This is a genomic window from Kitasatospora sp. NPDC085895, assembly GCF_040702125.1.
GTDB lineage: Bacteria > Actinomycetota > Actinomycetes > Streptomycetales > Streptomycetaceae > Kitasatospora > Kitasatospora arboriphila.
Map to the genome: position 1 here is coordinate 1 of NZ_JBFBJY010000026.1, position 26,109 is coordinate 26,109.

General features: G+C 75.4%; 18 protein-coding genes, 2 pseudogenes and 1 riboswitch. Of the genes and pseudogenes, 12 read left to right on the forward strand and 8 right to left on the reverse strand.

The genetic code is table 11. The features are described 5' to 3' along the window. Window positions 1–92 precede the first annotated feature (92 nt). Window positions 93–338 (reverse strand): annotated as a pseudogene (locus tag AB0442_RS18295) (5'-methylthioadenosine phosphorylase); the annotation flags it as partial. Between the two features lie 227 nt (window positions 339–565). Here AB0442_RS18295 and AB0442_RS18300 point away from each other — a divergent pair. Together AB0442_RS18300 and AB0442_RS18305 are read left to right on the forward strand one after the other, a co-directional pair. Then, a complete protein-coding gene (locus AB0442_RS18300) occupies window positions 566–1,297 on the forward strand; it encodes an alpha/beta fold hydrolase (RefSeq protein WP_366163970.1) in 732 nt (243 codons plus the stop codon). A 233-nt stretch (window positions 1,298–1,530) separates the two neighbouring features. Next, entirely contained in the window at window positions 1,531–3,336 is a 1,806-nt protein-coding gene (locus AB0442_RS18305; RefSeq protein WP_366163971.1) for a hypothetical protein, read from the forward strand. A 27-nt stretch (window positions 3,337–3,363) separates the two neighbouring features. Here the strand turns inward: AB0442_RS18305 and AB0442_RS18310 are convergent, their stop codons facing one another. Further along, window positions 3,364–4,641, reverse strand: a complete 1,278-nt coding sequence (locus tag AB0442_RS18310) for a sigma-70 family RNA polymerase sigma factor (protein WP_366163973.1) — start codon at window positions 4,639–4,641, stop codon at window positions 3,364–3,366. A 9-nt stretch (window positions 4,642–4,650) separates the two neighbouring features. Beyond that, window positions 4,651–5,001 (reverse strand): YciI family protein, encoded by a 351-nt coding sequence (locus AB0442_RS18315; protein WP_366163975.1) that lies wholly within the window; start codon window positions 4,999–5,001, stop codon window positions 4,651–4,653. Window positions 5,002–5,200: 199 nt separating this feature from the next. Here AB0442_RS18315 and AB0442_RS18320 point away from each other — a divergent pair, with 199 nt between their 5' ends. After that, window positions 5,201–6,712 carry an MFS transporter gene (locus AB0442_RS18320; RefSeq protein WP_366163976.1) on the forward strand — a complete coding sequence of 504 codons (1,512 nt, stop codon included), beginning with the start codon at window positions 5,201–5,203 and terminating at the stop codon, window positions 6,710–6,712. A 54-nt stretch (window positions 6,713–6,766) separates the two neighbouring features. On the opposite strand, the gene AB0442_RS18325 is transcribed toward AB0442_RS18320, so the two are convergent. Continuing rightward, complete coding sequence (locus tag AB0442_RS18325; RefSeq protein WP_366163978.1) at window positions 6,767–7,804, reverse strand: alpha/beta hydrolase; 1,038 nt, start codon at window positions 7,802–7,804, stop codon at window positions 6,767–6,769. A 508-nt stretch (window positions 7,805–8,312) separates the two neighbouring features. Here AB0442_RS18325 and AB0442_RS18330 point away from each other — a divergent pair. From AB0442_RS18330 to AB0442_RS18360, 7 genes are all read left to right on the forward strand, one after another. Next, window positions 8,313–9,575: a phenylacetate--CoA ligase family protein gene (locus AB0442_RS18330; RefSeq protein ID WP_366163980.1), complete on the forward strand. Its 1,263-nt coding sequence runs from the start codon at window positions 8,313–8,315 to the stop codon at window positions 9,573–9,575. Further along, complete coding sequence (locus tag AB0442_RS18335) at window positions 9,572–10,876, forward strand: MFS transporter (protein ID WP_366163982.1); 1,305 nt, start codon at window positions 9,572–9,574, stop codon at window positions 10,874–10,876. The genes AB0442_RS18330 and AB0442_RS18335 overlap by 4 nt, the downstream gene beginning before the upstream one ends. Beyond that, entirely contained in the window at window positions 10,873–12,015 is a 1,143-nt protein-coding gene (locus AB0442_RS18340; protein ID WP_366163983.1) for a GNAT family N-acetyltransferase, read from the forward strand. The genes AB0442_RS18335 and AB0442_RS18340 overlap by 4 nt, the downstream gene beginning before the upstream one ends. Beyond that, window positions 12,012–13,193: an acyl-protein synthase gene (locus AB0442_RS18345; RefSeq protein WP_366163984.1), complete on the forward strand. Its 1,182-nt coding sequence runs from the start codon at window positions 12,012–12,014 to the stop codon at window positions 13,191–13,193. The genes AB0442_RS18340 and AB0442_RS18345 overlap by 4 nt, the downstream gene beginning before the upstream one ends. Beyond that, window positions 13,190–15,715, forward strand: a complete 2,526-nt coding sequence (locus AB0442_RS18350) for an acyl-CoA reductase (RefSeq protein WP_366163985.1) — start codon at window positions 13,190–13,192, stop codon at window positions 15,713–15,715. The genes AB0442_RS18345 and AB0442_RS18350 overlap by 4 nt, the downstream gene beginning before the upstream one ends. A gap of 201 nt (window positions 15,716–15,916) precedes the next feature. Next, window positions 15,917–16,831 carry an NlpC/P60 family protein gene (locus tag AB0442_RS18355; RefSeq protein WP_366163987.1) on the forward strand — a complete coding sequence of 305 codons (915 nt, stop codon included), beginning with the start codon at window positions 15,917–15,919 and terminating at the stop codon, window positions 16,829–16,831. Between the two features lie 140 nt (window positions 16,832–16,971). Further along, window positions 16,972–18,687 (forward strand): protein kinase, encoded by a 1,716-nt coding sequence (locus tag AB0442_RS18360; RefSeq protein ID WP_366163989.1) that lies wholly within the window; start codon window positions 16,972–16,974, stop codon window positions 18,685–18,687. A 73-nt stretch (window positions 18,688–18,760) separates the two neighbouring features. Here AB0442_RS18360 and pknB read toward each other — a convergent pair whose 3' ends face one another. The 4 genes from pknB to AB0442_RS18380 all read right to left on the reverse strand — a co-directional run bounded on the left by pknB (window position 18,761) and on the right by AB0442_RS18380 (window position 23,830). Then, a complete protein-coding gene (pknB, locus tag AB0442_RS18365) occupies window positions 18,761–20,800 on the reverse strand; it encodes a Stk1 family PASTA domain-containing Ser/Thr kinase (protein ID WP_366163991.1) in 2,040 nt (679 codons plus the stop codon). 272 nt (window positions 20,801–21,072) lie between these two features. Continuing rightward, window positions 21,073–22,059, reverse strand: a complete 987-nt coding sequence (locus AB0442_RS18370) for a phospholipase (protein ID WP_366163993.1) — start codon at window positions 22,057–22,059, stop codon at window positions 21,073–21,075. Window positions 22,060–22,227: 168 nt separating this feature from the next. After that, window positions 22,228–23,007: a class I SAM-dependent methyltransferase gene (locus AB0442_RS18375; RefSeq protein WP_366163994.1), complete on the reverse strand. Its 780-nt coding sequence runs from the start codon at window positions 23,005–23,007 to the stop codon at window positions 22,228–22,230. Between the two features lie 109 nt (window positions 23,008–23,116). Then, the gene (locus AB0442_RS18380; RefSeq protein WP_366163995.1) at window positions 23,117–23,830 is read right to left on the reverse strand and encodes an IclR family transcriptional regulator; all 714 of its coding nucleotides are present in this window, start codon (window positions 23,828–23,830) and stop codon (window positions 23,117–23,119) included. Window positions 23,831–24,022: 192 nt separating this feature from the next. Beyond that, window positions 24,023–24,165: riboswitch (SAM riboswitch) on the reverse strand. A 132-nt stretch (window positions 24,166–24,297) separates the two neighbouring features. On the opposite strand from AB0442_RS18380, the pseudogene AB0442_RS18385 reads away from it, so the two are divergent. Beyond that, window positions 24,298–24,666: pseudogene (locus tag AB0442_RS18385) on the forward strand (hypothetical protein); the annotation flags it as partial. Window positions 24,667–24,839: 173 nt separating this feature from the next. Continuing rightward, complete coding sequence (locus tag AB0442_RS18390; RefSeq protein ID WP_366163996.1) at window positions 24,840–25,676, forward strand: alpha-amylase family glycosyl hydrolase; 837 nt, start codon at window positions 24,840–24,842, stop codon at window positions 25,674–25,676. Window positions 25,677–26,109 lie beyond the last annotated feature (433 nt).

A 26,109-nucleotide genomic window follows, 5' to 3' on the forward strand; every position in this document is an offset into this window, starting at 1 on the left:
GACGGGCCCTGGACACTGGCCCGAAGTTCAGCCGCTCGGCACCTCCTTCATGCAGCTGCACTCACTTCTCTGGAGCGACCTCGTGTCGCACGGTTGGCCCGGTAGTTGATCCGGTGCGGCGGCAGGGTGTGCCCGCGGCCGTGCCGCGGCAGGAAGGCGACGCTGCGGCCCGCCACCTCGCCGAGGAAGACCGAGTCGCTCGGCGGACCGTACGGGGTCTGCACGGTGACCTCGGTGACGTCGTCGAGCAGCGCGTACAGGCCGGAGCCGCCGATCACGCCGATCTCGGCCCGGACGGGGGCGCCCGTGGCGGGCGGGATCGAGGGGGCGTCAGGCATGGCCTCTCCTTCGGGGGTGACGGTCTCTCGTCGGACGGCTGCCGGCCAAGAGCGCGGCCGGCCGGCGTCCCCAACCCTACGAGCCGCGGGGCCGCCCCGACGGGACGGACGCCGAACGGTCCACGGACGGCGCACCCGCCGGCCCCGGCGGCGGCCGGGCCGTCCTCCCGGCCGCTCCGCGGCGCCGCGTACAGTGACAGCCTCGGCTCTGAGCAGGAGTGACGGCGATGGACGGACAGGCGGCCCTGGGGGCACCCGGCCACCGGGCGCTGGTGTGGCGCGAGCGGCCCGAGGCACCCGCCGCCGCGGTGCTGGTGCTGCACGGCGGCCAGGAGGCGGGCCTGCACCGGCCCGGCCCGGTCAACCTGCCCGGGCTGCGGATGCGTCCCTTCGCCCGGGCCGTGGAGAAGGCCACCGCCGGCGCGGGGGTGGCGGTCGGCGTCGTCCGCTACCGCTGCCGCGGCTGGAACGGCGAGCGCGCCGACGCCGCCCGGGACACCCTCGCCGCCCTGGAGGAGCTCGCCGAGGAACTCGGCCCGGTACCGACCGTGCTGATAGGCCACTCGATGGGCGGCCGCGCCGCCCTGCGGGCCGGCGGGCACCCCTGTGTGACCGGCGTGGTCGCACTCGCCCCCTGGTGCCCCGAGGACGAGCCGTGCGAGCACCTGACCGGCCGCCGTCTGCTGATGCTGCACGGCGACCTGGACCGGGTCACCGCGCCGGACGCCACCCTGCGCTTCGCCGGCCGGGCGCGCGGCGCCGGTGCCCGGGCGGCCGGCTACCGGGTGGCGGGCAGCGGTCACACCCTGCTGCGCCGGGCCGGCGACTGGCACCGCGCCACCGCCGAACTCACCGCCGGCCTGCTGGGGTTGCGCGACCTCCCGCCGGACGTGGCGGCCGCCCTCGACCTGCCGGCCTCGGCCGACGGCGGACTCCTGCTCGCCCTCGCCCACCGCTGACCGTCCGCCGTCCGGGGTCCCGCACGGAAAGCGTTGTGCGGACCCTGGGCGCGGCCCTGCGGCGGCGCTACATTGTGCCGGCCGTCCCCTCGCACACCCGCGGAGCACGTCCCCACGGGCACGGGTGCGCCGGGGCGCGTGGGGCACGAGGGCACTTCCACGGGCCGGCGCGGCCGGGCACGGCACGTCCTGATGGCGCGGGACGCCCCGAACGGGGCGGAGGGGCGGCGGCGATGGGTTCTGCGGTCCGGACGGGAGCGGCCGGCGTGCTGGGCGGCAGGACCGCCGCGGCGGTGGCGGCCGGGGCCCTGGTGCTCACCGGCGCGGTCGGCGCCGGCGTGTGGTGGGCGAGGACGGAGCCGCAGCTGCGGGTGGTGCAGCGCAACGCGCAGGTGGCGCTGGAGGCCGGCGGGCAGCGGACGGCGGTGGCGGGGTGCGCCGCGAACGAGACGGCGCTCGGCGGCGGGTACGCCGTCGACGGCGCCGGGTACGCCACCACCAGCGAGTTCATCGGCAGCAGCGCCTGGCTGGCGGCCGCGTACAACCCGGGCAGCGCGCCGGTCACCCTCACCGTGTACGCGCTGTGCGTGAACGCGCCGGTGGAGTTCGCGCCGCGCGGCGGCTACACCCGGCGGGCGCTGGCCTTCCGGGACCGCGTGGACAAGGTGACCGCCGGTGCCGACGGCCGGATCCACGACCTGACCACGGACGGCCCCTGGGCCGGGCTGGCCGGCTCCGCGCTCGGCACGGACACCTGCGTCCCCGGATTCACCATGACCGGCATGGAGTTCCGGGCCGACCGGGCCGTCACCGGGCACGGCGCGGCCCCGCTGCCGCTGGAGAGGCTCGCCCCGCTCGACGGCTCCGGCACCGCCCCGTTCTCCTGGGTGGCCTCGGTCAATCCCGGGACCCGACTCGCGTCCCGCACCTACCCGTTGCAGAGCAGCGACAGTGCCGAACGCCGGACCAGGATCGAGGACCCGCAGCCGCCTCAGGCCAACTACGCGGTCGGCGTCCGGGCGATCTGTGCCAAGCTGAAGGACGTCTCCGTGGTGACCGCGCAGGCCGCCGTCGCGGCCGGCGGCACGGCCGAACTCACCGTCCGGTGCCCGAAGAAGACCTTCGCGGTGGGCGGCGGTTTCGGCTTCACCGTGGCCGCCGCGGGCGGCGGTGCCCGTCCGCAGCCGTACTTCGGCGACGGCCTGCTGTACGCCTCCGCGGACGGACCGCCGCCCGACAGCTCCGGACACGTCGTCCGGGAGTGGCACCTCGCCGGACGCAACGAGCAGACCGCCGGCACCCAGTTCCACAACTCGGTGTGGATCGAGCACCGCAGCCGCGAAGAGCTCACCGGCAACGGCTACTTCGACGCGCGGGCGCGCGGCGCGGACGACCAGGAGCTCCGCGGCGCCACCGTGCCGGCGAGCCAGCAGATCACGGCCGTCGCGGTCTGCGGCACGGTCGACGCCCCGCCCACCCGGCCGGGCCCGACGGTGACCGCGGCCACCCCGGCCGTGCCGCTGCCCTCCTGGGACGTCCCGACCGTCCCGGGCCCGCCGACCCCGGCGACGGCCGGGCCGAGCGGTTCGCCCGGCCCGGCCGCGTCCGCCGGCACGCCCACGGCCGGGCCCTCGGCCGGCGGCCCCTCCCGCACGCCCGGCACCACGCCGCGGCCGGGCGCGAGCACCGTCACCGCGCCCGCGCCGGGCGGCAGCGCCTCGGTCCGGCCGCAGCCCCCGGTGGTCGCCGTCACCGCACCGCAGCAGGGCGGGACGCTCCACCGGGGCTGCGAGGAGACGTTCACGGGCACGGCCCGCACCCGGCCGGGCGATCGGCCGATCACCGACCCGCAGCACACCCTCTGGCAGATCACCGGACCGGGCGGCCCGGTCACCCTCGGCACCGGCGGCTCCGGGCGCTTCACCGTCCCGCTGCTCGCCGACGGCGACTACACCCTCGACTTCGCGGCCACCGACCCGGACAGCGGTCTCGTCGCGCACGCCCGGACCACCGTCCGGATCGCCGGCTGCCTCCGCTGACCGCACGGCGCCCGGCCCCGGCGGCGCTCAGGCCGGGCCGGGGGCGTCCAGTGCGCGCAGCCGGTCGGCCAGGAAGTCGCGTTCGACGGTGTTCGCGGTGAGCACCAGCGCCTCCCGGTACGCCAGCCGCGCCTCGGCCGTGCGGCCCAGGCGTCGCAGGAAGTCGGCGCGGGCGGCGGCGAGGTAGCCGTAGCCGGCCAGTTGCGGTTCGGCGGCCAGGGCGTCGAGTGCGGCGAGCCCGGCGGCCGGGCCGGCGGCGAAGCCGACCGCGACGGCCCGGTTGAGGGCGACCACCGGCGACGGCCAGATCTGCACCAGCAGGTCGTAGAGCGCGACCACCTCGCGCCAGTCCGTCTCCTGCCAGCTCGGTGCCTCGGCGTGGACGGCCGCGACGGCCGCCATCAGGGCGAAGCGTCCGGGCGGCCGGGGGCGCAGCGCCTCGCGGACGAGGGCGAGGCCCTCGTCGATCTGCGCGCGGTCCCAGCGCCGCCGGTCCTGCTCGGCGAGCAGGAGCATCCGTCCGTCCTCGGCCGATCGGGCCTCGCGCCGGGCGTCGGTCAGCAGGATCAGGGCGAGCAGTCCGGCGACCCCGGCGTCCTGCGGCAGCAGGGTGCGCAGCATCCGGGCGAGGTCGACGGCGCGCTCCACCAGGTCGCGGCGGACGAGGTCGTCGCCGGCGGGGGCGGTGTGGCCGGTGGTGAAGACCAGGTGGACGACGGTGAGCACGGCGTCGATGCGTTCGGGCAGTTCCGCGGCGGGCGGCACCCGGTAGGGGATGTGCGCGGCGGCGATCTTCTTCTTGGCGCGGGTGATGCGGGCGGCCATGGCGCTCTCGCCGACCAGGAAGGCCCGGGCCACCTCGGCGGTGGTCAGGCCGCAGAGCAGCCGCAGGGTGAGGGCGACCTCGGCCTCCTCGGCGAGCGCCGGGTGGCAGCAGGTGAAGATCAGCCGGAGCCGGTCGTCGGGGAACTCCTCCCCCTCCTCGGCCGGCTCCGGCACGACGGGCCCGTCCGCCCCGGGGGCCGCGGTGGGGTCGAGCAGGCGCGGCAGCGTCCGGCGCAGTGCGGCGCGGCGGCGCAGCTCGTCCGTGGCCCGGTTGCGGGCGGTGGTGGTGAGCCAGGCGCCGGGGCGCCGCGGGATGCCGCGGTCGCCCCACACCGTGAGCGCCTTGGCGTACGCGTCCTGCACGCACTCCTCGGCCAGGTCGAGGTCGCCGGTGACGCGCGCCGTCGCGGCGAGCACGAAGGCCCACTCGTGCCGGTGCGCGTCGGCGACCGCAGCGGCGACCGCCGGGTCGGTGCCCATCGGGCCCCGTCAGTCGAACACCCGGACGGGCCGGACCTCGACGCCGCCGCCGAAGTGCGCAGGAACCTGCCGGGCCAGGGCGATGGCCTCGTCCAGGTCCGCGGCCTCGGCGAGGTAGTAGCCGCCGAGCGCCTCCTTGGTCTCGGCGAACGGCCCGTCGGTGACGGCGAAGCCGCCGGAGCCGTCCGGGCGGACGGAGGTGGCCGTCTCGGTGAGGTGCAGGGCGTTGGCCCCGAGCAGGGCGGCCGCGTTGCGTTCCTGGAACGCGAGGTGGTCCTGGAGCGCCGCCTCCCATTCGTCCGCGGAGGCGGCGGCCACCCGGGCCTCGTCGCGGTAGACCAGGATCAGGTACTGCGCCATGACGCGATCCCTTCTCGATCGGGCCCGCCGGCCGGGCCCTCCCGTCATGTCGACGGTCGGCGCCCGACCGGATCGACACCTCTGCGGACAATTCTTCCGTTCCGGGAGATTCTCCGACGTTTCCTGTCGATCCGGCGCCCGGCCGTCCGTCGGTCGAGTGAGACCGATTCCGGCACCCGATCCGCAAGGAGCGCCTCCCATGCCCTCCGCAGTCACCCCGTACGCCCCCGGGTCCGCCGCCCCGGCCGCCGGCCGGCCGCACCAGACGTGGACCCTCGTCCTGGCGTCCCTCGGCCTGTTCATGGTCGCCCTCGACACCCTGGTGGTCACCACCGCGCTGCCGGTGCTGCGGGTCGACCTGGACGCGAAACTCACCGACCTGGAGTGGACGGTCAACGCCTACAACCTGTCCTTCGCCTGTCTGCTGCTGACCGGGGCGGCGCTCGGCGACCGGTTCGGCCGGCGGCGGATGTTCGCCGTCGGGCTGCTCGGCTTCTCCGCCGCCTCCGCCGCGGCCGCGCTCTCCACCTCGGTGGGCGCCCTGATCGCGGCCCGCGCGGTGCAGGGCGGCTTCGCGGCGATCGTGATGCCGCTGACCCTCACCCTGATCAGCCAGGCCTTCCCGGCCGAGAAGCGCGGGGCCGCGATCGGGCTCTGGGGCGGCATCGCGGGCCTGGCCGTCGCCGCCGGTCCGGTGGTCGGCGGAGCCGTCACCAACGGCCTCGACTGGCAGTGGATCTTCTGGCTCAACGTCCCGATCGGCCTGGCGCTGGCCCCGCTCGCGCTGCGCCGGCTGACCGAGAGCTTCGGCCCGCGGCCCCGCCTCGACCTTCCCGGTCTCGCCCTGGCCGGCACCGGCTTCCTCGGCCTGACCTGGGGGCTCGTCCGGGCCGACACGGCCGGCTGGGGCAGCGCCGAGGTGGTGCTCTCGCTGCTGGCCGGAGCGGTGCTGGTGGCCTGCTTCCTCGCCCGGCAGCGGCGGGCCCGCTACCCGATGCTGCCGCTCGGCCTCTTCCGGCTGCGGGGCTTCTCCACCGCGAACGGCGTCAGCTTCTTCATGTACGCCTCGCTGTTCGGCGCGCTCTTCCTGATGTCGCAGTTCCTGCAGATCGGGCTGGGCAACTCGCCGCTCGCCGCGGGCCTGTGGATCCTGCCGTGGACGGCGACGCCGATGGTGGTCGCACCGCTCGCGGGCGCCCTCTCGGAGCGGTGGGGCAACCGGCCGTTCATGGCGGCCGGGCTCGCCCTGCAGGCCGCCGGGCTCGGCTGGGTCGCCGCGATCGCCGACCCCGGCATGGGGTACGCGCAGCTGAGCATCGCGCTCACGGTGGCCGGCGTCGGCACCTCGATGTGCTTCCCGACCGTGGCCAACGCGGTGATGGGCGCCGTCCCGCCGCAGGAGGCGGGCGTCGCCTCCGGGGCGAACAGTGCGATCCGCGAACTCGGCGGCGTGTTCGGCGTGGCCGTGCTCGCGGCGGTGTTCACCGGCCCCGGCGTCTACGGCACGCCCGACGCCTTCGTCGACGCCTTCAAGCCGGCGCTGTGGGTGGGTGCGGCGCTGGCCGCCCTCGGCATCGTCTCGGCGCTGCTCGCACCCCGCAGGACGACGCCGCCTCCGGAGGCGGGACCGTCCGCGGAAGCGGGGCCGGCGACTGCCGCCCGTCCGGTGCGGGCCGGCCGGACCGCGGTCGCGGCGCGCTCCGACGGGTGACCGGCCGATCGGCGGGACGCGGCCCGGAGCACGCCTCCGGGCCGCGTCCCGCCGTCATTCTGCACTGCCGTTGCCGGGGCCCGAGGCCCCGAGGATCCGGCGCAGCCAGCGGCGGCGCGCCTCGCGGGCGTCGCGGCTGAGGGCGGCCTGCGGGGCGAGCGCGTCGAAGCCGTGGCAGGCGCCGGGCCACACGTGCAGTTCGGCCTCGCCGCCGGCCCGCCAGATCGCGTCGGCGTAGGCCACCGCTTCGTCGCGGAAGGTCTCGGCGGAGCCGACCTCCAGGTAGGCCGGCGGCAGCGCGGACAGGTCGGTGGCGCGGGCCGGGGCCGCGTGCGGCGGGAGGTCTACGGTGCCGTACCGGTCGCCCAGCAGGGCACGCCAGGCGGTGGCGTTGGAGGTCGCGTCCCAGGTGTCGACGCCGGCCATCTGGTGGCTGGAGAAGGTGCTGCCGCGGTCGTCGAGCATCGGGCTCAGCAGCAACTGGCCGATCGGCGCCGGGCCGCCGCGGTCGCGGAGCAGCAGGGCGAGTGCCGCGGCGAGGCCGCCGCCGGCGCTCTTGCCGCCGAGGACGATCCGGTCCGCGTCCAGGCCGAGCGCGACCGCCCGGCCGGCCGTGTGGACGAGCCCGGCGAAGCAGTCCTCCAGCGGTCCTGGGTAACGGGTCCCCGGCGCGAGCCGGTACTCGGCGGAGACGACGGCGAGGTGCAGCGGCAGGGCGAGTTCGCGCAGCAGCCGCGGCAGGACGGACCGGGCGTTGCCCATCACCATGCCACCGCCGTGCAGGTAGTACAGCAGCGGCAGCGGTCCGGGCACGCCGGCGGGCCGGGCGAGGACGAGCCGCACCTCGGGACCGCCGTTCAGGCCGGGCGCGGTCAGCTCCGCCGCCTCGAACCGGCCGTCCGCCCGCAGCTCCGGGAGGGTCGGCCGGGGCCGCGCCCCGGCGTCCCGGCGCTGGACGGCGGCGAGGTTCTCCGGGGTGACCCGCTCGCGTGCGGCCGCTCCCGAGGCGGCCAGCGCTGCCCGCAGCTCCGGGTCGAGGGGCGGCGCGGGCGGGGCCTGCCCGTCCTGCCGCGGCGGTCCACCGATGCCCATCCCAGCCCCCTCCTGGACGTGCCGTCCGGGACAGCCTGCCAGCCGGAGCGAGCCCGTGGTGCGCTTTCGGATCCGCTGCCCCGGCGGCGCTCCCGCCGGTCGGCGGATGCCGTCCCCGCCGAACGGCGGGTGGCAATTCCGGCATCCCTAGCGGAATCCGGCGAGCGCACCTGAAATGTTTCCCATTCAACCGGAAATTGCCTCCTGAGACGTATCTCACCACGCCATTGCGACGTGCCCGAATCACCCCTGACCGGGGCTCAGATCACCGCCCGAACCGCCCTCCCGGGGGCCTTGCGGTTGGAATCCAAAGGCCGATGAAGGTGCTAGCCTCAGTTTCATCGAGCGGGAAGCCATACGCTCCTTACTTCACGTCAACTTTTCGACGATCCGCACCCGCCCGACCTCTGCGGAGTGCCGACCGCAATCCGTCGCACCCGATCGTCCGGGGCGGGATCGCACCACCCCCGCGACCCGTTCCGCCCGCGCATGCCCAGAGCAGGAATCGATGCCCGTTCACCCACCAGCGGAACTCATTCGCTTCGTCCGCCGCAATTCACCCTTCTACGCGGAGCTGTACGCCGGCCTGCCCGACCGGACGGAGCGGCTGACCGATCTGCCGGTCGTCCCGCAGGCCGAGTTCTGGCGGGCGAACACGCCCCGCGACAACCGGCTGCTGACCGGCCCCCTCACCGAGGCCGTGGTCTTCAAGAGCGGCGGCACCACCGGCGCCCCGAAGTTCTCCTTCTACAGCCGGGAGGAGTGGCGGGAGTTCACCACCTCCTTCGGCAGCGGGCTGGTCGACGCGGGCCTGCGCCCCGGCCACCGCGTCGCCGACCTCTTCTACGCCGGTGACCTGTACGCCAGTCACACCTTCGTCCTCGACGCACTGCAGCACTCCCCGGTCGCCAACGTCCGGCTGCCGATCGGCGGGGCGGCGCCGCTCGCCTCCACCGTCCGCACCCTGGAGCAGTTCGCCGCCCAGGTGGTCGCCGGCACCCCGACGACGCTGTGCGCGCTCGCCGACCACCTCCTCGCCGACGGCCGCGAACTGCCGGACGTGGAACTGCTGCTGTTCGGCGGCGAGGGCCTCTTCCAGGACCAGCAACCGCTGCTCGGCAAGGCGTTCCCCAACGCCCGGGTGTCGTCGGTCGGTTACGCCGCCGTCGACGCCGGCCTGCTCGGCCGCCCCGTCCCGGGCGAGGACACCCGGGTGCACCGGGTGTTCGCCCCGGAGACCGTGGTCGAGATCCTGGACGAGCACACCGGCGAGCCGATCACCGAAGCGGGCGTGCCCGGCCGGGTCGTGGTGACCGACCTGCGGCGGCGGCTGATGCCCGTGCTGCGCTACCCCGTCGGGGACCGCGCCGCGTGGACGGACGCCTCCGCCGGCCGGTTCCGCATCCTCGGTCGTGCCCAGGAGGGCGTCCGGGTCGGCCCGGTGTCGCTGTACACCGAGGACGTGCTCGACCTCGTCCGGGCCGCCGACACCGCGGGCCTGGTGACCGGGGTGCAACTGGTCGTGCGCCGCCGGGACGGCCGGGACGGCCTGGTGCTGCGCCTCGCCGGGAACGGCGGCCCCGACGGCCTCGCCGCGACGGCCGCCGCCGTCGAACGGGCGGTGCACACCGCCCGGCCGCTCTACCCGGAGGCGGTCGCCGCCGGTCACGTCCACCCGCTCTCCGTCGACTGGGTGCGCCACCACGAACTCGCCGTCAACTCCCGGACGGGCAAGCTGATCCGCGTCCTCGACGAACGGCCGCACTCATGACCGCCACCGGAACGACCGGGCGCACCGACCCGGCCCGGCTCGCCGGGAGGGCCGCGCGCCGTCTGCCGCTCGTCCTGCGCAACCGGCGCTTCGGCGCCGTCTGGGCCGCCCAGGTGCTCACCCAGGCCGCCGGACGGATGTTCCAGGTCGGCGCGGTCTGGTGGCTGGTCGGCTACGCCGCCGGGCCCGACCGCGGCCTCGCCTCCGGCGCCTTCCTCGCCGTCAGCACCCTGCCCGCCGTCGCCCTGGTGCCACTGGTCGCCGCGATCGTCGACCGCTGCCCGCACCGCACGGTGCTCGGCACCGCGGCCGCCGTCGCCGGGCTGGCCGCCCTCGCCACCGCCGGCTGGACGTACGCCGCGACCCCGCCGACCGCCCTCGCCTACGGCACCGCGCTGCTGCTGGCCGGCTGCCAGGCCGTCTTCGACCCCTGCCTGACCACCGCCGTCCCCGACCTGGTCGACGACGCCGATCTGGAGACCGCGACCGGCTTCGAACTCGCCACCCAGTCCCTCGCCGGACTCGCCGGCGGCCTGCTCGGACCGCTGGTGGTCGACGCCGCGGGCCTGCCCGGCGTGGTCGCCGGCTGCGCCGGGGCCTACCTGCTCGCCGCCGCACTGATCGGCGCGACCCGGTTCCCCGCCGCCCCGGCCGCGGACGCCGGCGCCCGCGCCGAACGGCGACCGCTGCGCCGGATCCTGGCCGACCTGCCCTTCGTCCGGCGGGTGCTGCTCTGCTTCACCGCGGCCAACCTGTTCACCACGGCCGTCTTCGTGGTGATGCCGCTGTACACCCGCGGGGTGCTGCACTCCGACGGCACGACCGTCGCCGCACTGGAGGCCGCCCTCGGCCTCGGCACCCTGGCGGGCTCGGCCACCGGCGGCCGCCTCCCCGGCGCGCCCACCGCGATCGGTGCGGGCTGCCTCGGCCTGATGACCGCCGCCCTCGCCCTGCCCGGGCTGGCCGCCGGCCGGGCCACCGCACTCGCCGCGATGGCCGTCGCCGGCTGGTGCGTCGGCGTGATCGGCGTGCGGTTCGTGGCGCTGTTCCAGCGGACCGTGCCGGCCGAGGACCGGGCCGGCTTCTTCGCGGTGATGCAGGCCCTGCTCGGGGCCGTCCTCCCGGTGTCCTCGCTGCTCTTCGGCGCGCTCGGCGACCACCTGTCGCCGCGGACGCTCTGCCTCGTCCAGGCCCTCGGCGTGCTGCCGGTCGCCGCCGCGCTGTGGTGGACGGGCCACCGGGAACCGTCGGCGGACGCCCGTCCGATCGCGGACGCCGGCCCGATCGGGGGCGCTGCGTGACCTCGACGATCGCCCCCGCGGCACCCCAGGACGTCGCCCAGCTGCGGCAGCTCTACTTCGACGTCTACGGCCACGGCTACCCGGTCGCGCTCGGCAGTGACCCCGAGGAGATGCGCCGGCTGATCGCCGACCCGCACACCCACTGGCTGACGGCCCGCCAGGACGGCGGCCGGCTCACCGGATCGGTGGCGGTGCAGACCGACCCGGGCAGCCGGATCGGCAAGCTGGTGGGCCTGGCCGTCCACCCCGAGCAACGCGGCGGCGGACTGGCCGGCCGGCTGACCGCCGCGGTCTGCGCGGACGCCTTCGCGAGCGGCGTGCTGGACTCCGTGTACGCCACCGTCCGGGTGGTCACCCCGGGCCCGCAGCAGGTCTTCGTCCGCCACGGCTTCCGGGCCCTCGGCCTGCTGCCGAACGCGGTCGAGGTGGCCGGCTGCGAGAGCCTCGCCCTGTTCGCCCGGCACGCCGACGGCGTGCTGGCCCGGCGGGAGACCGTCGGTACCGTCCCGGGCGCCCTGCTGCCGCTGCTGGAGGCGGCCCGGCGCAGCACCGGCCTCGACCACGGCCGCCCGCGCGCGGCCGCGGCCCCGGCCCGCCCGGCCGGGCGGAGTGCGCCGGCGACCGCACCGATGGAGCTGATCACCGCACCCGGCTTCGTCCGCCGCCGGTTCCTGGAGCTCTTCCCCGACCCGGGCGCGCGGTTCTTCCCGCTGCACCTGCCGAACGCCGTGCTCACCCCGCCGGACGGCGCCTTCGAGGCGTACGCCGACCTGGACCCGGTCGCGGCGAGCTGCTCGCTGGTCGCCGTGCACCCGTCCCCGGCGGCCGTCGCGGGCGCGTTGGAGCCGCTGATGGCGGCCGTCACCCGCGCGGGCGCCGACTACGTCGAGACGCTGCTGCCGCTGGCCGACACCGCCGCGCTCGACGCCTTCCTCGCCGCCGGATTCATCCCGAGCGCCGTCTACCCGGCGATGCGCCGGATCGGCGACCGGTTCCACGACTACGTCGTGCTGTCCCGGACCAGCCGCCAGATCGACTTCCGGGCCACGGCCGCCGGCCCGCGGCTGCGGCCGTACCTGGAGTCGTACCTGACCGCCTGGACCTCGACCTACCTGACCCTTCCCGAGGTTGCCCCGTGACCGTCCCTGCCCCGAACCCGCATCTCGCACCGGTCGAGGTCCCCGACCCCGCCGCGCTCGCGCACCTGCAGCAGCTGTGCGACCTGGCCGACCCGTACGCCGCCGGACCGGACGCCGACGCGCTGTTCGCCGCCGCCATGGCCGAGACCAACGCCTGGCACGCGCAGCGTTCGCCGTTCCTCCGCTCGCTGCTGGCCGGGCCCGCCGAGACCCCGGCCCCGACCGTCGGCGCGGACGTCCGCACCCCGCTGGTGCACGCCAACTTCTTCAAGCGGCACGAGGTGCTGTCGATCCCGCGGGAGGAGGTGTTCCTGCACCTCACCTCCTCCGGCACCACCGGCCAGAAGTCGCAGATGTTCTTCGACACCTGGACGATCCGCTCCGCCCAGCGCATGGTCGCCCGGATCTTCGACCACTACGGCTGGATCACCCCCGACCAGCCCGTCAACTACCTCCTGTACAGCTACGAACCGGCACCGCGGCTGAAGCTCGGCACCTCCTTCACCGACAACTACCTGTGCGACTTCGCGCCCGCGCACCGCACCGCGCACGCCCTGCGGCACACCGGCAGCGGCCACGAGTTCGACGTCCACGGCTGCATCGAGGCCCTGCAGCGGTACGCCGAGGAGGGGCTGCCCGTGCGGATCCTCGGCTTCCCCGCCTTCCTGCACTTCACCCTGGAGCGGATGCGCGCCCTCGGCCTGCCGCCGCTGCAGCTGCCCGCCGGCTCCCTCGTCCTGCTCGGCGGCGGCTGGAAGGGCCACACCGACCGGCAGATCGGCAAGGACGCGTTCCACGCCGCCGTCACCGAGCAGTTGGGGATCCCCTCCGACCGGATCCGGGACACCTTCGGCTCCGTCGAGCACTGCGTGCCGTACATCGAGTGCGGGCACCACCGGTTGCACGCCCCGGTCTGGTCGCGGGTGGCCGTCCGCGACACCCGCACCCTGGAGCCGCTGCCGTACGGCGAGCCCGGCTTCCTGCACCTGGTCTCCCCGTACATCACCTCGGTGCCCGCGCAGAGCGTCGTCATGGGCGACCTGGCCTCGCTGCACCCGGGCGACGCGTGCCCCTGCCCGCTGGCCACCCCGTGGTTCACCGTCCACGGCCGTGCCGGGACCAGCCGCAACCGCACCTGCGCGGCCGCCGCCGCCGAACTCCTGAAGGGAATGTCGTGACCACCGCACCCCACTACTGGCAGGGCGCCCTCGTCGACGACGAGGAGGCCGCCCGGCGGCTCGCCGACCTGCCCGCGCTGGCCGCCGAGGTGCTCGCCGAACCGCTGCCCACCGAGACGGTGCTGAACGCCTGCGCCCGCCTCGCCGACACCCTCCGCTCCGCGGGCGACCCCGTCCGGTCCCGTCTGCTCGCCGAACTCGCCGCCGACGGCCTCGACGCCGAGGAGGCGGCCGCCCTCCTCGACGAGATCGCCGGGGCGGTCGACCGGCCCGCGCTGGAACGCAAGCTCCGCCGCGAACTCGGCGCACTGCGCCCCGAACGCCTCGTCCGGCCCGACGCCCGGGAGACCGTCTTCGAGGCCTGGGCACCCGTCGGCCTGCTGGTCCACATCGCCCCCGGCAACGCCGCCGCGGTCGCCCCGCTCAGCGTGGTCGAGGGCCTGCTCACCGGCAACCTCAACGTGCTGAAGACCAGCAGCGGCGACACCCTGCTCGCGCAGCACCTGCTCGCCGCACTGGCCGACGCCGACCCGACCGGGGCGATCGCCCGGCGCACCGTCGCCCTGCGCTTCCCCTCCGGCCGCACCGACTGGCTGCGCCTGCTCTGCGAGCCCGCCGACGCGGTGGCCGTCTGGGGCGGCGAGGAGGCCGTCCGCTCGGTCGCCGAACTCGTGCCGTCCGGCTGCCGGCTGGTCGAGTGGGGCCACCGGATCTCGTTCGCCTACCTGACCCGCGACGCCTGGTCGGACACCGCCACCCTGGACGCGCTCGCCGCCGACGTCTGCCGCCTCGAACAGCAGGCCTGCTCCAGCCCCCAGGTGGTCTACCTCGACACCGAGGACGAGACCGAGGTCTTCGCCTTCGCGGACCGCTTCGCCACGCATCTCGCCGCCGCCTCGGCCGCGTCGCCCCGCCCGGTCCTCGACCCGGCCGAGCACGCCGAGATCACCACCGCCGAACTGCTCGCCCGGCTGGAGGAACACCTCGGCCTCACCCGCGTCCTCGCCGCCGAGGACGGCTCCTGGCGCGTCCTCGCCGACACCCGCCCGGCCCTCGCCGCCTCCCCGCTGAACCGCTCGATCTGGGTCAAGCCGCTGCCCCGCGCCTCCGTCATGGCCGTGCTGCGGCCGATGCGCCGCTACCTGCAGACCGCCGCGATCGGCGCCGACCGGGCCGACACCGCCCGGCTCGCGCAGGCCGTGCTCGCCGCCGGCGTCCTGCGGGTCACCCCGGTCGGCGCCATGCTCGACAGCTACCACGGCGAACCCCACGACGGCGTCTACGCGCTCCAGCGCTACAGCCGCCGGGTCGCCGTCCGCACCGGCGCCGCCTTCGCCACCACCGCCTGCCTCGACGACCTCGCCGGGCCCCAGGCCCTCCCCGCCGCGCCGGGCGGGCCGCTGCTCGACAAGCCGGGCGTCCAGGAGCAACTGCGCACCCTCGCACCCGAACACGCCCACCTGTACTTCCGCAGCGGCGGCAGCAGCGGCGCGCCGGCACTGTCCGTCTTCACCAACGCCGACTACGACACCCAGATGCGGGCCGGCGCCAACGGCCTGCTCGCGGCCGGCTTCGACCCGGCCCGGGACCGCGCCGCCAACCTCTTCTACTGCGGCGGCATGTACGGCAGCTTCATCAGCTTCTTCTCCATCCTGGAACGGCTGAACGCCACCCAGCTGCCGATCGCGGCCGGACCCGACCACGCCGCCACCGCCGAGGCGCTCGTCACCCACCGGGCGGACACCGTGTTCGGCATGCCCTCCTACCTCTGGCAGCTCTTCCACGACCAGGGCGCGGTGCTGCGCGCCTACGGCGGGATCCGCAAGGTGTTCTACGGCGGCGAGCACTTCACCGCCGAACAGCGCCGGGTGCTCACCGAGGAGTTCGGCGTCGAGTCGATCCGCTCGGCGGCGTACGGCAGCACCGACCTCGGACCGCTCGGCTACCAGTGCACCCACGCCGAGGGCTCCGTCCACCACGTCCTCACCGAGCTGCACACCCTGGAGATCCTCGACCCGGAGACCGACCGGCCCGTCCCCGCCGGACAGCCCGGCCGCCTCGTCTTCACCACCCGCACCCGGGCCGGCCAGCGCCTGGAGCGGTACCAGATCGGCGATCTCGGCCGCAGCGTCGACGGCCCCTGCCCGTGCGGCAGCCACACCCTCCGGATCGAACTCCTCGGCCGGTACGGCGACGTCGTCCGGGTGGGCACCTACTTCCTCAACGTCCGCCGGCTCATGGCGGTGGCGGAGGAACACCTCGGCTACCGCGGCGAACTCCAACTGCTCGTGGACGCCGACCCCGTCCGCGAACACCTCACCGTCCGCCTCGACGAACGCTACGCCCCCGCCCCGGAGGCCGCCCTCGACGTCTTCCTGGCCACCGTCCCCGAACTGGCCTCGGCCACCGCCGAGTCGCTCCTCACCTGCACCGTCGAAACCGTCCCCATCAGCGCCTTCGACCGCACCCCGACCAGCGGCAAGCTCCGCACCGTCGTCGACCGGAGGCCGGCCACCGCCTGACGTCCGCGACACCCCTGACGCCCGGCGGGGCCACCGGCCCCGCCGGGTTCCGGCGCGGCCACCTCGGTGCCGCGTGCGCGCGGCTTGCAGAAATTGTTTTCACCCGGGCCTGTCGGATGCGGACCGCACGGTGCTTGAATGTCCGCCACCAACCCCCCTTCCGTTGCTGCCACTTGTGGCACACGCCCCCGAGGATGCCCTGTGACTACGCGCGTCGACCCGTTACCCCCGCGGTCCCTTCCGACCCTGCGCCTGGCCGCACTCCTGGCCGTACTCGCCTCCCTCGCCGTCTTCTTCGTCGGCGCGCAGGCCGCCCACGCCGCACCCGCCTGCGGAGTCCTCTCCTCCGGTGCCGCGCCACAGGCCGACTCGGCCGTGAACGCGGCCTGCCGCCTGATCGGCACGCCGTACTCGTGGGGCGGCGGCCACGGCGGGCAGCCGGGCCCCTCGTACGGGATCTGCGACGCATCGAACGGCGCCCCGAACGACTGCCACGTGAAGGGCCTGGACTGCTCCGGCATGGTCCGCTACGCCTACCACCTGGCCGTGGGCACGGACGTCATCAACGGCGTGACCACCACCCAGTGGACCACCTCGCGCGCGGTGGCGAGATTCCTCCGGGGCGACGGGACGGGCCCGCTGCTCCCGGGCGACCTGGTGTTCTTCGGGGGCACCCCGTCCACCATCCACCACGTGGCGATGTACCTGGGCCGGGGATACATCGCCGAGGCGCCGTACTCCGGCGGCCACGTGCAGGTGGCCGCGCTGTCCTCGCACGGCGACTACTACGGCGCCGTCCGCCTCTACGGCCCCGGCGGCTCCACCCCGCCGCCGTCCGGCACCACCAAGTACTGGGTCGACACCTTCGCCAACGCCCCCGTCTACGCCTCCCCCACCAGCACGGCGAGCACCGGCACCCTCAACCAGGGCACCAACTACGTGTTCTGCAAAGCCTGGGGACGCGAGATCCGCAACGGCGGCAGCTACAACCACTGGTGGCTGAAGACCGACCCCGACACCGGACCCGCCGGCCAATGGGTCTCCGCCTACTACCTCTCCAAGTGGGGCAACGACCAGGCCAAGGACAACAACGGCACCGTCGTCCCCGACTGCTGAGCCGGCGGGGCCCGGCCCCGGCGGACGACCCCGTCCCGGGCCGGGCCCTGCGGCCGAGCGGCACCGCCGGCCGACCCCACGCGACGTCGGCTCTCCCGATCGGTGGACCGGAACCGTCTCCGCGGCCGCTACCGTCTGGTGTGAACGACGGGACGTGGGACGGCGAGAGGATCGGCGGCGTGGAGGCACTCGGGTCCGCGGACCCCCGGCAGGTGGGCGACTACCGTCTGGTCCGCAGGCTCGGCGCGGGCGGGATGGGCCAGGTCTTCCTGGGGCGGACCGCGGGCGGGCGCACGGTGGCGGTGAAGATGGTGCACCCGCCCTACGCGGCCGACCAGGAGTTCCGGGTGCGGTTCCGGCAGGAGGTGGCGGCGGCCCGACGGGTCGGCGGTCGGTGGACCGCGCCGGTGCTGGACGCCGACACCGAGGGCGACCGCCCCTGGGTGGCCACCGGATACGTCGCCGGGCCGTCGCTGGGATCGGCGGTCCGCGAGCACGGTCCGTTGCCGGCCGCGGCCGTCCACTCGCTGGGGATCGGACTGGCCGAGGCGCTGACGGCCGTGCACGGCCTCGGTCTCGTCCACCGGGACGTCAAGCCGTCGAACGTCCTGCTGGCCCTGGACGGGCCGCGGCTCATCGACTTCGGCATCAGCCGGGCGCTGGACGCCACGACCACGCCGACCCGATCGGGTTTCGTGATCGGGAGTCCCGGCTACCTCTCGCCGGAGCAGGCCGAGGGGCGGACGGTGGGCCCGGCCTCGGACGTCTTCTCGCTGGGCGCGGTGCTGGCGTACGCCGCCACCGGCGTCCCGCCGTTCGGCGCGGGCGTGAGCACACCCGTCCTGCTCTACCGCGTCCTGCACGAGGAGCCCGACCTCCGCGGGCTCGACACCGTCGACCCGGGCCTGCGGAACCTCGTGTCCGCCTGCCTCGCCAAGGACCCCGCGGCACGGCCCACCCCGGACCGGATCCGTGCGTGGCTGGCGGCCGGCGACGGCGCGGCGGCGGAGCGGCTGACGGGGCGCGGCTGGCTGCCGTCCGGGATCGCCGGCTCACTGGCCCGCCTCGCGGTGGAACTGCTCGACCTCGACGCCGAGGCCGCACCGGGCGGACGCCCGGGCGACGCCGCCCCGCCACCGCTCCGGTCCGCCGTCCAGGTGCCGGACCCGGCACACCACGGTCCGACGGTGCAGGGAGCCACGGCCGTACCGCCGCCGCCGGCCCACCCGCCCACGCCGACGGCTGCGGCCGTCCCGTCGGCCGGCATCATGGCGGCGGTCGACCCCCCGCCCGTGGCGGCCCGTTCCGGTCGTCTCCGTCCCGGTCTCGTCATCGCCACCGCCACGGCGGTCGTGGTGACGGGTACGGCCGTCTACCTCTCCACCAGCCACGGCAACCGCGTCTCCGGCGCCGGACAGCCGGCGGTCGGCGGCCGCGACGCCCGATCCGCCGGCCCGTCCGCACCGGCGTCCGCCCCGACGTCGCCGACCTCCGGCGAACCGGCCCCGCAGACACCCGCCGGCACGGTACCCACCGCCATGCTCGGCACCTGGCAGGGTCCGCTCACCGGCCGACAGGACGACATCCGGGCCGACTTCACCATCACCCTCGCCCAGGGACGGCCGGGCGAGCCGGTCGGCACCATCCACAACAACACCGGAGCCGGCACGCGCTACTGCGACTCCGTCGCCGACCTGATCTCCGTCGGCACCGACCGCCTGATCCTCAAGACCCGCCCGATGAGCATCCTCACCGGCTGCGCAGCCGACCCGCACGAGCAGGTCTACACGCGCAACGCCGACGGCAGCCTCCACCTCAGCGTCGGCGCCTACTCCGGCGACCTCGCGAGGAGGTGACCGCCGGGCACGGCCGTCGGCCCGCCGTCCGCGGGGCCGACCCGTGGCTCACCGGCCGGCGGGGGGACTCCGGTCACGGCGCGCCGGAGGAGACCCAGATGCTGATGGTGCTGCCGGGGTCGATCCGGCTGAAGCTGCCCGGCTCCTGGCGGACGACCTCGCCGCTCGGCCAGATCTTGTCCGGCACGCTCTGCTCCTGCAGCTTGAAGTGGCCGATGTCGGCGCAGGTGCGGGCGTCGGCCACGGTCATGTGTTCCAGCGCCGGTGCTTCGGGCCGGTCGCCGCTCGCGCCGTCGCAGCCGGTGAGGGCGCCGACGGCCCTGGGGTCGCCGCCGGTGGAGATCCAGACCTTGACGGTGCTGCCGACGGTGGTGTCCTCCGATCCGGGTTCCTGGCGTGCCACCTGCCCGGCCGGGGTGAGGCGGTCCTGGACCTTGCCGGCCTCCTCCAGCTTGAGGTGGGCGATGTCCGCGCAGGTGCGGGCGGCGTTCAGGGTCCTGCCCTTGAGCCAGGGGGTGGGAACCTTGCCGTGCTGCTCCTCGGCCTCGCAGTTGGCGAGGTCCCCCGTCGCCCGGGGATCGCCGCCCGTCGACACCCAGACGGTGACGGTGCCGCCCCGCTTCACCGACTGGGAGGTCCCCGGTTCCTGCCGGGTGACGGTGTCCTTGTTGTACTTGCTGCCGGTGGTGGTCTTCTGGTCGATCTTCAGTCCGGCGATCTCCGCGCAGGCCCGCGCCTCGGCGGGCGACATGCCCGAGAACGAGGGTGGGCTGAAGCCGTCGCCCCCGAAGGCCAGCGGATCGCACGAGGAGTACGGGCCGGTCGCCCGCGGGTCCGGGGTGTGGGTGGCGGTCCGGTACCCGAAGGGGTCACCGAACGCGGTCACGGCCCAGACGACCGCGACGACGGGCACCAGGGCCAGACCGACGATCCTGGCGTTGCGCACGCGCCTCAGCTGCGCCTGCCGCCGGATCGCGACGTACCGCACGCCCTCGGCGAGGGCGTCGGCCGTAGCGGCGTCGTCGGCACCGGTGAACGCCGCGAACGGCCAGGACGGGCCGGTACCCGCGCCGGCACCCGCGCCCCCGCCCCCGGTGTCCCGGGCGTCGGCGTGCTCGGCCCCGGCGGGCCGGGACTCGTCGTCCTCGGCCCCGATGTGCTCCGCCCTGACGTGCTCGGCCGTCACCGTGGGAGCGGAGTGCAGCGGACGGGTCGGTGCTCCGCCCGCGGCGGCCCGGCGGACGTCCTCGGCCATGGCACGGGCGCTCTGGTAGCGCCCCGCGGGGTCCTTCGCGAGGGCGCGGGCCACCACCGCGTCGACGGCCGGCGGCAGCGACGGGTTGATCGAGGACGGCACCGGCGGCGGCTGCTGGACGTGCTGGTAGAGCACGCTCATCGCCGACTCCCCGTCGAACGGCAGGGTGCCGGTGACCAGTTCGAAGAGCATGCAGCCGACCGAGTAGAGGTCGGAGCGGGCGTCCGCCGGCCTGCCCTGCGCCTGCTCGGGCGAGAGGTACTGGGGTGTGCCGAGGACGGTGCCCGTACGGGTCATCGCGGTGGCGTCCGACTGCAGCGCCCGGGCGATGCCGAAGTCCATCACCTTGACGGTGCCGTCGTCCGTCGTCATGACGTTGGCCGGTTTGATGTCCCGGTGGACGAGCCCCTGGCGGTGGCTGCACTCCAGGGCGTCCAGCACGGCCGAGGTCACGGCCAGCGCACGGTCCAGCGGGACGGTGCCGCCGGCACGGCCCGCGGCCGCCTCGCGGACGAGCTCGCGCACCGACCGGCCCCGGACGTACTCCATCACCATGTACGGCACCACGCCGTCGGGCCCGGTGTCCTCGCCGCTGTCGTGCACGGCCACGATGTTGACGTGGTTGAGCGCCGCGACCGCCCGGGCCTCGCGGCGGAACCGCTCGCGGAAGGCCGGGTCGCGGGCCAGGTCCGGGTGGAGCGTCTTCACGGCGACGGTCCGTCCCAGCACCCGGTCGCGGGCCCGGTGCACGGACGCCATGCCGCCCTCCCCGAGCGGTGCCTGCATCTCGTAGCGTCCCTGCCCGGCCGAGCGGATCGGCCCCGCCGTGCGCAGGCCCTCGGTCTCCTCGGCGTCCATCGCCCCCGTCTTCCCCCCGTCGCCCTCTCGGCGCGGGGCCGCCACCGGGTGAACGTCGACTCCGGTGGCACCCCGTCGGCCGGGCGTGATCGCTGCCCGTGCGCACCGGCCCTGACCGACCGTCACCGGTGCGGCCGGGGCCGCACGGCGGGCCTGGTGTGCATGACAGGCGACCGTACCGCGCCGACCACGGCCGGGTCGAACCGAATGCGTGCACGACCCGGCCCCGGCCCCGGCTCCGGCTCCGGCTCCGGCTCCGGCTCCGGCGGGCCCTAACGGAACATGCGGTCACCGGCGTCGGCCATGCGATGGGTCGAGCCGTGGCGGTTCACCCAGTCGCGGACGAGGTTGACGGCGTTGGCGCACTGCCGGCTCCGGTCGTACTCGCGCACCCCGGTGAAGGCGCCGTAGCCCGCGATGATGCCGTCCACCCGCGCGTCGCCCAGCAGCTTGTCGACGTACCACGGGTCGTCGTAGGTGGTCGTCCAGGAGAGCGTGGCGGCGAGCTGTCCGGCGGCGCGGTCCGCGGCGCCCTTCTTCAGTTCCGCGCACGTGTTGTACGTGGTGCAGTTGCCGAACCCCTTGGTGATGTCGCTGTCGCCGTAGTCCATCACCCGGCGGCCGGCCGGGATCGCCGGGCCGGACCGGTCGAAGGCGGCGCGGACCCGGTCGCGGGTCCCGGTCGTCGTCATGCCCTCCAGCGGGCCGAGCCCGCCTTCGAGGCCCTTCCAGCCGCGGCCGCCGACGTCCGGGGTGCTGCCGCCGTGGTACTCGTAGAAGCCGTAGAGCACCTGGATGCCGGCGGCCGTCAGCCGCTGGGCCTTGTCGCGCAGTCCGGCGACGCTGCATCCGCGGTTCTGCTGCTCCCCGCAGTAGTGGGGGTCCTTGATGTCCAGCCAGACCAGGGCCGGCCGGCGCCCGGCGCCGGCGTCGGCGACGATCCGGTCGATCATGCTGTCGAAGCTCGGGCCCAGCCGGGCGTCGCCGGCCGAGGAGCAGTCGTGGTGGGCGCGCCATTCGTTCGGGTTCCACCAGGCGCAGACGTCGATCTCGATGCCGTTGGCGCCGTGGTCGAGTGCGGCGTCGACGCCGTCCAGGGCGTCGACCCGGTGCGCGACGGCGTAGATCGCGTGACGTTGGTCGGCCGCCGCGGCCGGGGTCGCCCCGACGGTGCCGGCGCCGACGGCTCCGCAGAGTGCGGCGGCGGCCAGCGCCGCCCACCTCCGCGGGCCGGCACCCCTCCCGAGTCGAGTGATCATGAATAGCCCCCCCATTCTTGTCCGTGTTCAGTCAGTCGACCTCGCCGACTGCATGCTGACACGGGTCCCGGCGACGGGGAACCGGATCCGGCCACGCCACGACACCCCGCACCCGCGCGGCCGCCCCGCGAGCGGGGAGCGCCGCGGCCCGGAGCGCCGGGACCGGCCTCACAGCCTCCGGCTGCGCAGCACCCCGGTCAGCATCGGCAGGGTGAACCCACCGCGGGCGGTCTCCGGTTCACCCGCGAGGAAGGCCCGGATCCGACCCGGCGCGGCCTCCCGCTCCCGCTCCGGCATGACCGGCATCCCCGCGCGGGTCGCGAGCGAGGCGACCAGGGTGTCGGCCGTGCGGCGCTGCCCGTGCGGGAACGCGGTCTGCTCGGGCGACCCGAACCGGGCGGGTCCGCCGGCCTTCGGAAGGTGTACGGCGGCCGTTTCGGCACGCCAGGCGGCGGGCGTGTCACGGGGGCCGACGGCCGCGCTCCCGGCGGTCCGCGCCAGTCCGGCGACCCGGTCGACCCGGTCGTCCAGCAGGTTCCACAGGCCGGCCAGCACGCCGCCGGGTGCGAGGACCCTGGCGATCTCGGGGCCCGCGACGGCCGTGTCGAACCAGTGCACGGCGTTGCCCGCCGGCACGGCGTCGACGGAGGCGTCCGGCAGCGGGATCGCCTCGGCGCCGCCCCGCAGGGCACGGACGTCCGGGAGCGAGCGGCGCAGCTCGGCCAGCATCGCCGGGTCGGGCTCGACGGCGACGACCTCCGCGCCCGGCGCGAGCAGTCCCGCGGTCAGCTTGCCGGTACCGGCGCCGAGGTCGAGCACCCGCGGGCCGGGCGCGGGTTCGAGCGCCCGGCGCACGGCGGCCTGCGCGCAGTCGGGACGGTGTTCGGCGCAGGCGGTCGCCGCGGCGCCGAACGACGAGGCGTGGAGTGGGCGTTCGTCCCGATCCACACGCCCACGCCAACTGACGGACGGTCAGCCGACCCGGTGGTGTGCGAACCGGACGCTTGAACCGGCGGCCGGCCCACGGGTGTTCCGCGGGCACGGCCCGGCGGGCCGGTCAGGGCCGGCGCAGGGCTTCGCCGAGCCGGCCGGCGGCCTCGACGACGGCCGGGGAGAGCCGGGCGCCGGGGTGCCGGGTGAGCCGCTCGATCGGCCCGGAGACGGAGACGGCGGCGACGACCCGGCCGGCCGGACCACGCACGGGTGCGGAGACGGAGGCGACCCCGGCCTCGCGTTCGCCGATGGACTGGGCCCAGCCGCGGCGCCGTACGCCGCTGAGGGCGGTGGCGGTGAAACGGGCGCCCTGCAGGCCGCGGTGAAGGCGTTCGGGCTCCTCCCAGGCGAGCAGGATCTGCGCGGCGGAGCCGACCTTCATCGGGAGGGCGATGCCCACCGGCACGGTGTCCCGCAGGCCGGAGAGGCGTTCGGCGGCGGCCACGCAGATCCGGACCTCACCCTGCCGGCGGTAGAGCTGGGCGCTCTCGCCGGTGAGGTCGCGCAGGTGGGCCAGGACCGGGCCGGCCGCGGACAGCAGGCGGTCCTCGCCGACGGCCGCCGAGAGCTCGGTGAGCCGGGGGCCGAGGGCGAACCGTCCCTGCAGGTCGCGGGCGACCAGGCGGTGCTGTTCCAGTGCGACGGCGAGCCGGTGGGCGGTGGGCCGCGCCAGGCCGGTGGCGGCCACGAGTCCGGCCAGGGTGGCGGGACCGGCCTCCAGGGTGCCGAGGATCGAGGTGACCTTGTCGAGCACGCCGACGCCGCTGGTGTTCTCCATGATGGGTACTCCGTCTCAGATCCCGTGAGCGGCGGGGGCCCCGCCCACGGACGCTCCGCGCGGGAGCGGGGGTGGTCAGCGAGGACAGGCCGGAGAAGTCGGCCGAGTGGCTGCGCCGGGCACGGGACGGGTACGCGGAGAGACCGGGGCGGGAAGCGCCCGGGCGAAGGACAGCACAGAGAGCACCGTGTCTCCTCATCTTTCCCGCGCCACAGTGGCGGCAGGCCGGAGTTGGCACTGACCCCGGGCGGCGCGGCGCGTACTTCGGACGCCGGTTCGACCGGGGAGTTGCCGGGGCTTCGTAGGGCCGGTCCCTCCACCCCTCTGGATGATTCGCGAGGAACCATACAAGATTCCGCGGGCGGGCCGCCAAACCTCCCCCGTCCGCGCGCCCCGGTCCGTCAGCGGCGGAGCGGAGCGCATGGCCTTGCTGCAAATTGCAGAAACATCGCGCGTCCTGACTTGACGTGCCCTCAGGACGGCGGGATCGTCGGTCGCGCGACGCACCCCACCGCCCCTGCGGGCCGGGATCGCCCGTCCCACCGGTCGGCGGCCCCCGCACACCCCCACCCGCCCTTCACCCGGGACAGCCGCGACGTGCCCCCCACACGCCGCCGCGCCGACGTCCCGGGCCGCCCGGGAGGCAGTCCCCCACCGGCACCACCTTCCGGCTCTGGTCGCCCGACAGTTCCGACGTCAGCGTCAGCGTCGGCGGCACCAGCCACCCGATGACCGCGGTGACCGTGAGCGGCTACTCCGCCGTCTACCAGGCCGTGGTCGGCGGCGACCTCAAGGACCAGGCCTACCGGTTCTCCGTGCGCGGCACCGCCGTCCGCGACCCCTACGCCCAGATGGTCAGGCCCGGCACCACCCAGGGCCTCGTCGTCGACACCGCCGCGGTCGCGCCGACCGGCGGCAGCCGGGCCCCGCGGCCCGCCCTCGCCGCCCGCGAGGACTCCGTCGTCTACGAGTTGAGCGTCCGCGACTTCACCGTCGACGCGAGCTCCGGGTGGACCCGGCCAAGCGCGGGAAGTTCCTCGGCCTGGTGCAGACCGGCACCACCACCGCCGGCGGTGCCAGGACGGGCATCGACCACCTCAAGGAACTGGGCGTCACCACCGTCCAGTCGATGCCCTCGTTCGACTTCGGCAGCACCGTGCCCCACTGGGGCTACGACCCGGTCGGCTACAACGTCCCCGAGGAGCAGTACTCCCAGTTCAGCGCGCCGGATGACCGGATCCGGGAGTTCAAGGACATGGTCGACGGATTCCACCGCAACGGCATCCGCGTGGTCATGGACGTGGTCTGCAACCACCCCTACGACAAGAACGTCTTCGGCGGCATCACCGGGCAGTACTACACGCCGACCGACCTGTCCGCGACCGGCAACTCGATCGACGACGGCAACCCGATGGTCAGCCGCATGATCCGGGACTCGCTGGAGCACTGGGTCCGCGACTACGACGTCGACGGATTCCGCTTCGACCTCGCCGGGGTGCACCGCTACAGCAGCGTCTCCGCCTGGGCGAGCTACCTCGACACCACCTACCCGGACCGCAACCTCCTGCTGTACGGGGCGCCGCGGCCGACCCGCAGGAGGCCCGGAAGGTGCGCTACGGCACCGTCCCGGCCCTCGCGCCGGCGCACGTCGGCGTCTTCAACGGCGTCTACCGGGACGCGATCCGGGGCGGCACGGACGACGACGTCATGGCCTACATGGGCGGTTCGGGCAACCCCGGTGCCATCGCCTTCGGCATGCGCGGCTCACCGACGGACGCGAAGAGCACCGCCGTCCTGTCCGACCTGTGGAGCCCGGCGTTCGCCCACGACCCCGAGCAGACCATGAACTACGCCTCGATCCACGACAACCTGAACCTCTACGACAAGATCACCTACTCCGGGGCGCGCGGCGGCGCAGCCGGAACGGCCGGCCGGATCGACCGGTTCGCCGTCGGCATGGTGCTCACCTCCCAGGGGATCCCGGTCATCGCCGAAGGCGACGAGTTCCTCCGCTCCAAGGTCGTCGGGGGCGACTACACCACGGCGGAGAACTCCTACGACGCCTCCGACCCGGTGAACGCGATCCACTGGGGCGACAAGACCGCCGACGCGGCCGTGTTCCGCTACTACCGGGACGCCGTCGCGCTCCGGAAGGCCGCACCAGCGCTGCGCCTCACCGGCTGGGACGCCGTCCACAACCAGATGACCGCCCAGGTGGACGGCTCCGTGGTGGTCGGCCGCATCGGCTCCGACGCCGCGGCGCCCACGAGCCACGACAC

What these genes read in the sequence shown, in the direction of transcription:
- AB0442_RS18325 (WP_366163978.1), bottom strand. Translation starts at nt 7,804, where the DNA reads ATGGGCATCGGTGGACCGCCGCGGCAGGACGGGCAGGCCCCGCCCGCG.
- AB0442_RS18380 (WP_366163995.1), bottom strand. Translation starts at nt 23,830, where the DNA reads ATGGAGAACACCAGCGGCGTCGGCGTGCTCGACAAGGTCACCTCGATC.
- AB0442_RS18300 (WP_366163970.1), top strand. Translation starts at nt 566, where the DNA reads ATGGACGGACAGGCGGCCCTGGGGGCACCCGGCCACCGGGCGCTGGTG.
- pknB (WP_366163991.1), bottom strand. Translation starts at nt 20,800, where the DNA reads ATGGACGCCGAGGAGACCGAGGGCCTGCGCACGGCGGGGCCGATCCGC.
- AB0442_RS18330 (WP_366163980.1), top strand. Translation starts at nt 8,313, where the DNA reads ATGCCCGTTCACCCACCAGCGGAACTCATTCGCTTCGTCCGCCGCAAT.
- AB0442_RS18335 (WP_366163982.1), top strand. Translation starts at nt 9,572, where the DNA reads ATGACCGCCACCGGAACGACCGGGCGCACCGACCCGGCCCGGCTCGCC.
- AB0442_RS18305 (WP_366163971.1), top strand. Translation starts at nt 1,531, where the DNA reads ATGGGTTCTGCGGTCCGGACGGGAGCGGCCGGCGTGCTGGGCGGCAGG.
- AB0442_RS18370 (WP_366163993.1), bottom strand. Translation starts at nt 22,059, where the DNA reads ATGATCACTCGACTCGGGAGGGGTGCCGGCCCGCGGAGGTGGGCGGCG.
- AB0442_RS18320 (WP_366163976.1), top strand. Translation starts at nt 5,201, where the DNA reads ATGCCCTCCGCAGTCACCCCGTACGCCCCCGGGTCCGCCGCCCCGGCC.
- AB0442_RS18310 (WP_366163973.1), bottom strand. Translation starts at nt 4,641, where the DNA reads ATGGGCACCGACCCGGCGGTCGCCGCTGCGGTCGCCGACGCGCACCGG.
- AB0442_RS18315 (WP_366163975.1), bottom strand. Translation starts at nt 5,001, where the DNA reads ATGGCGCAGTACCTGATCCTGGTCTACCGCGACGAGGCCCGGGTGGCC.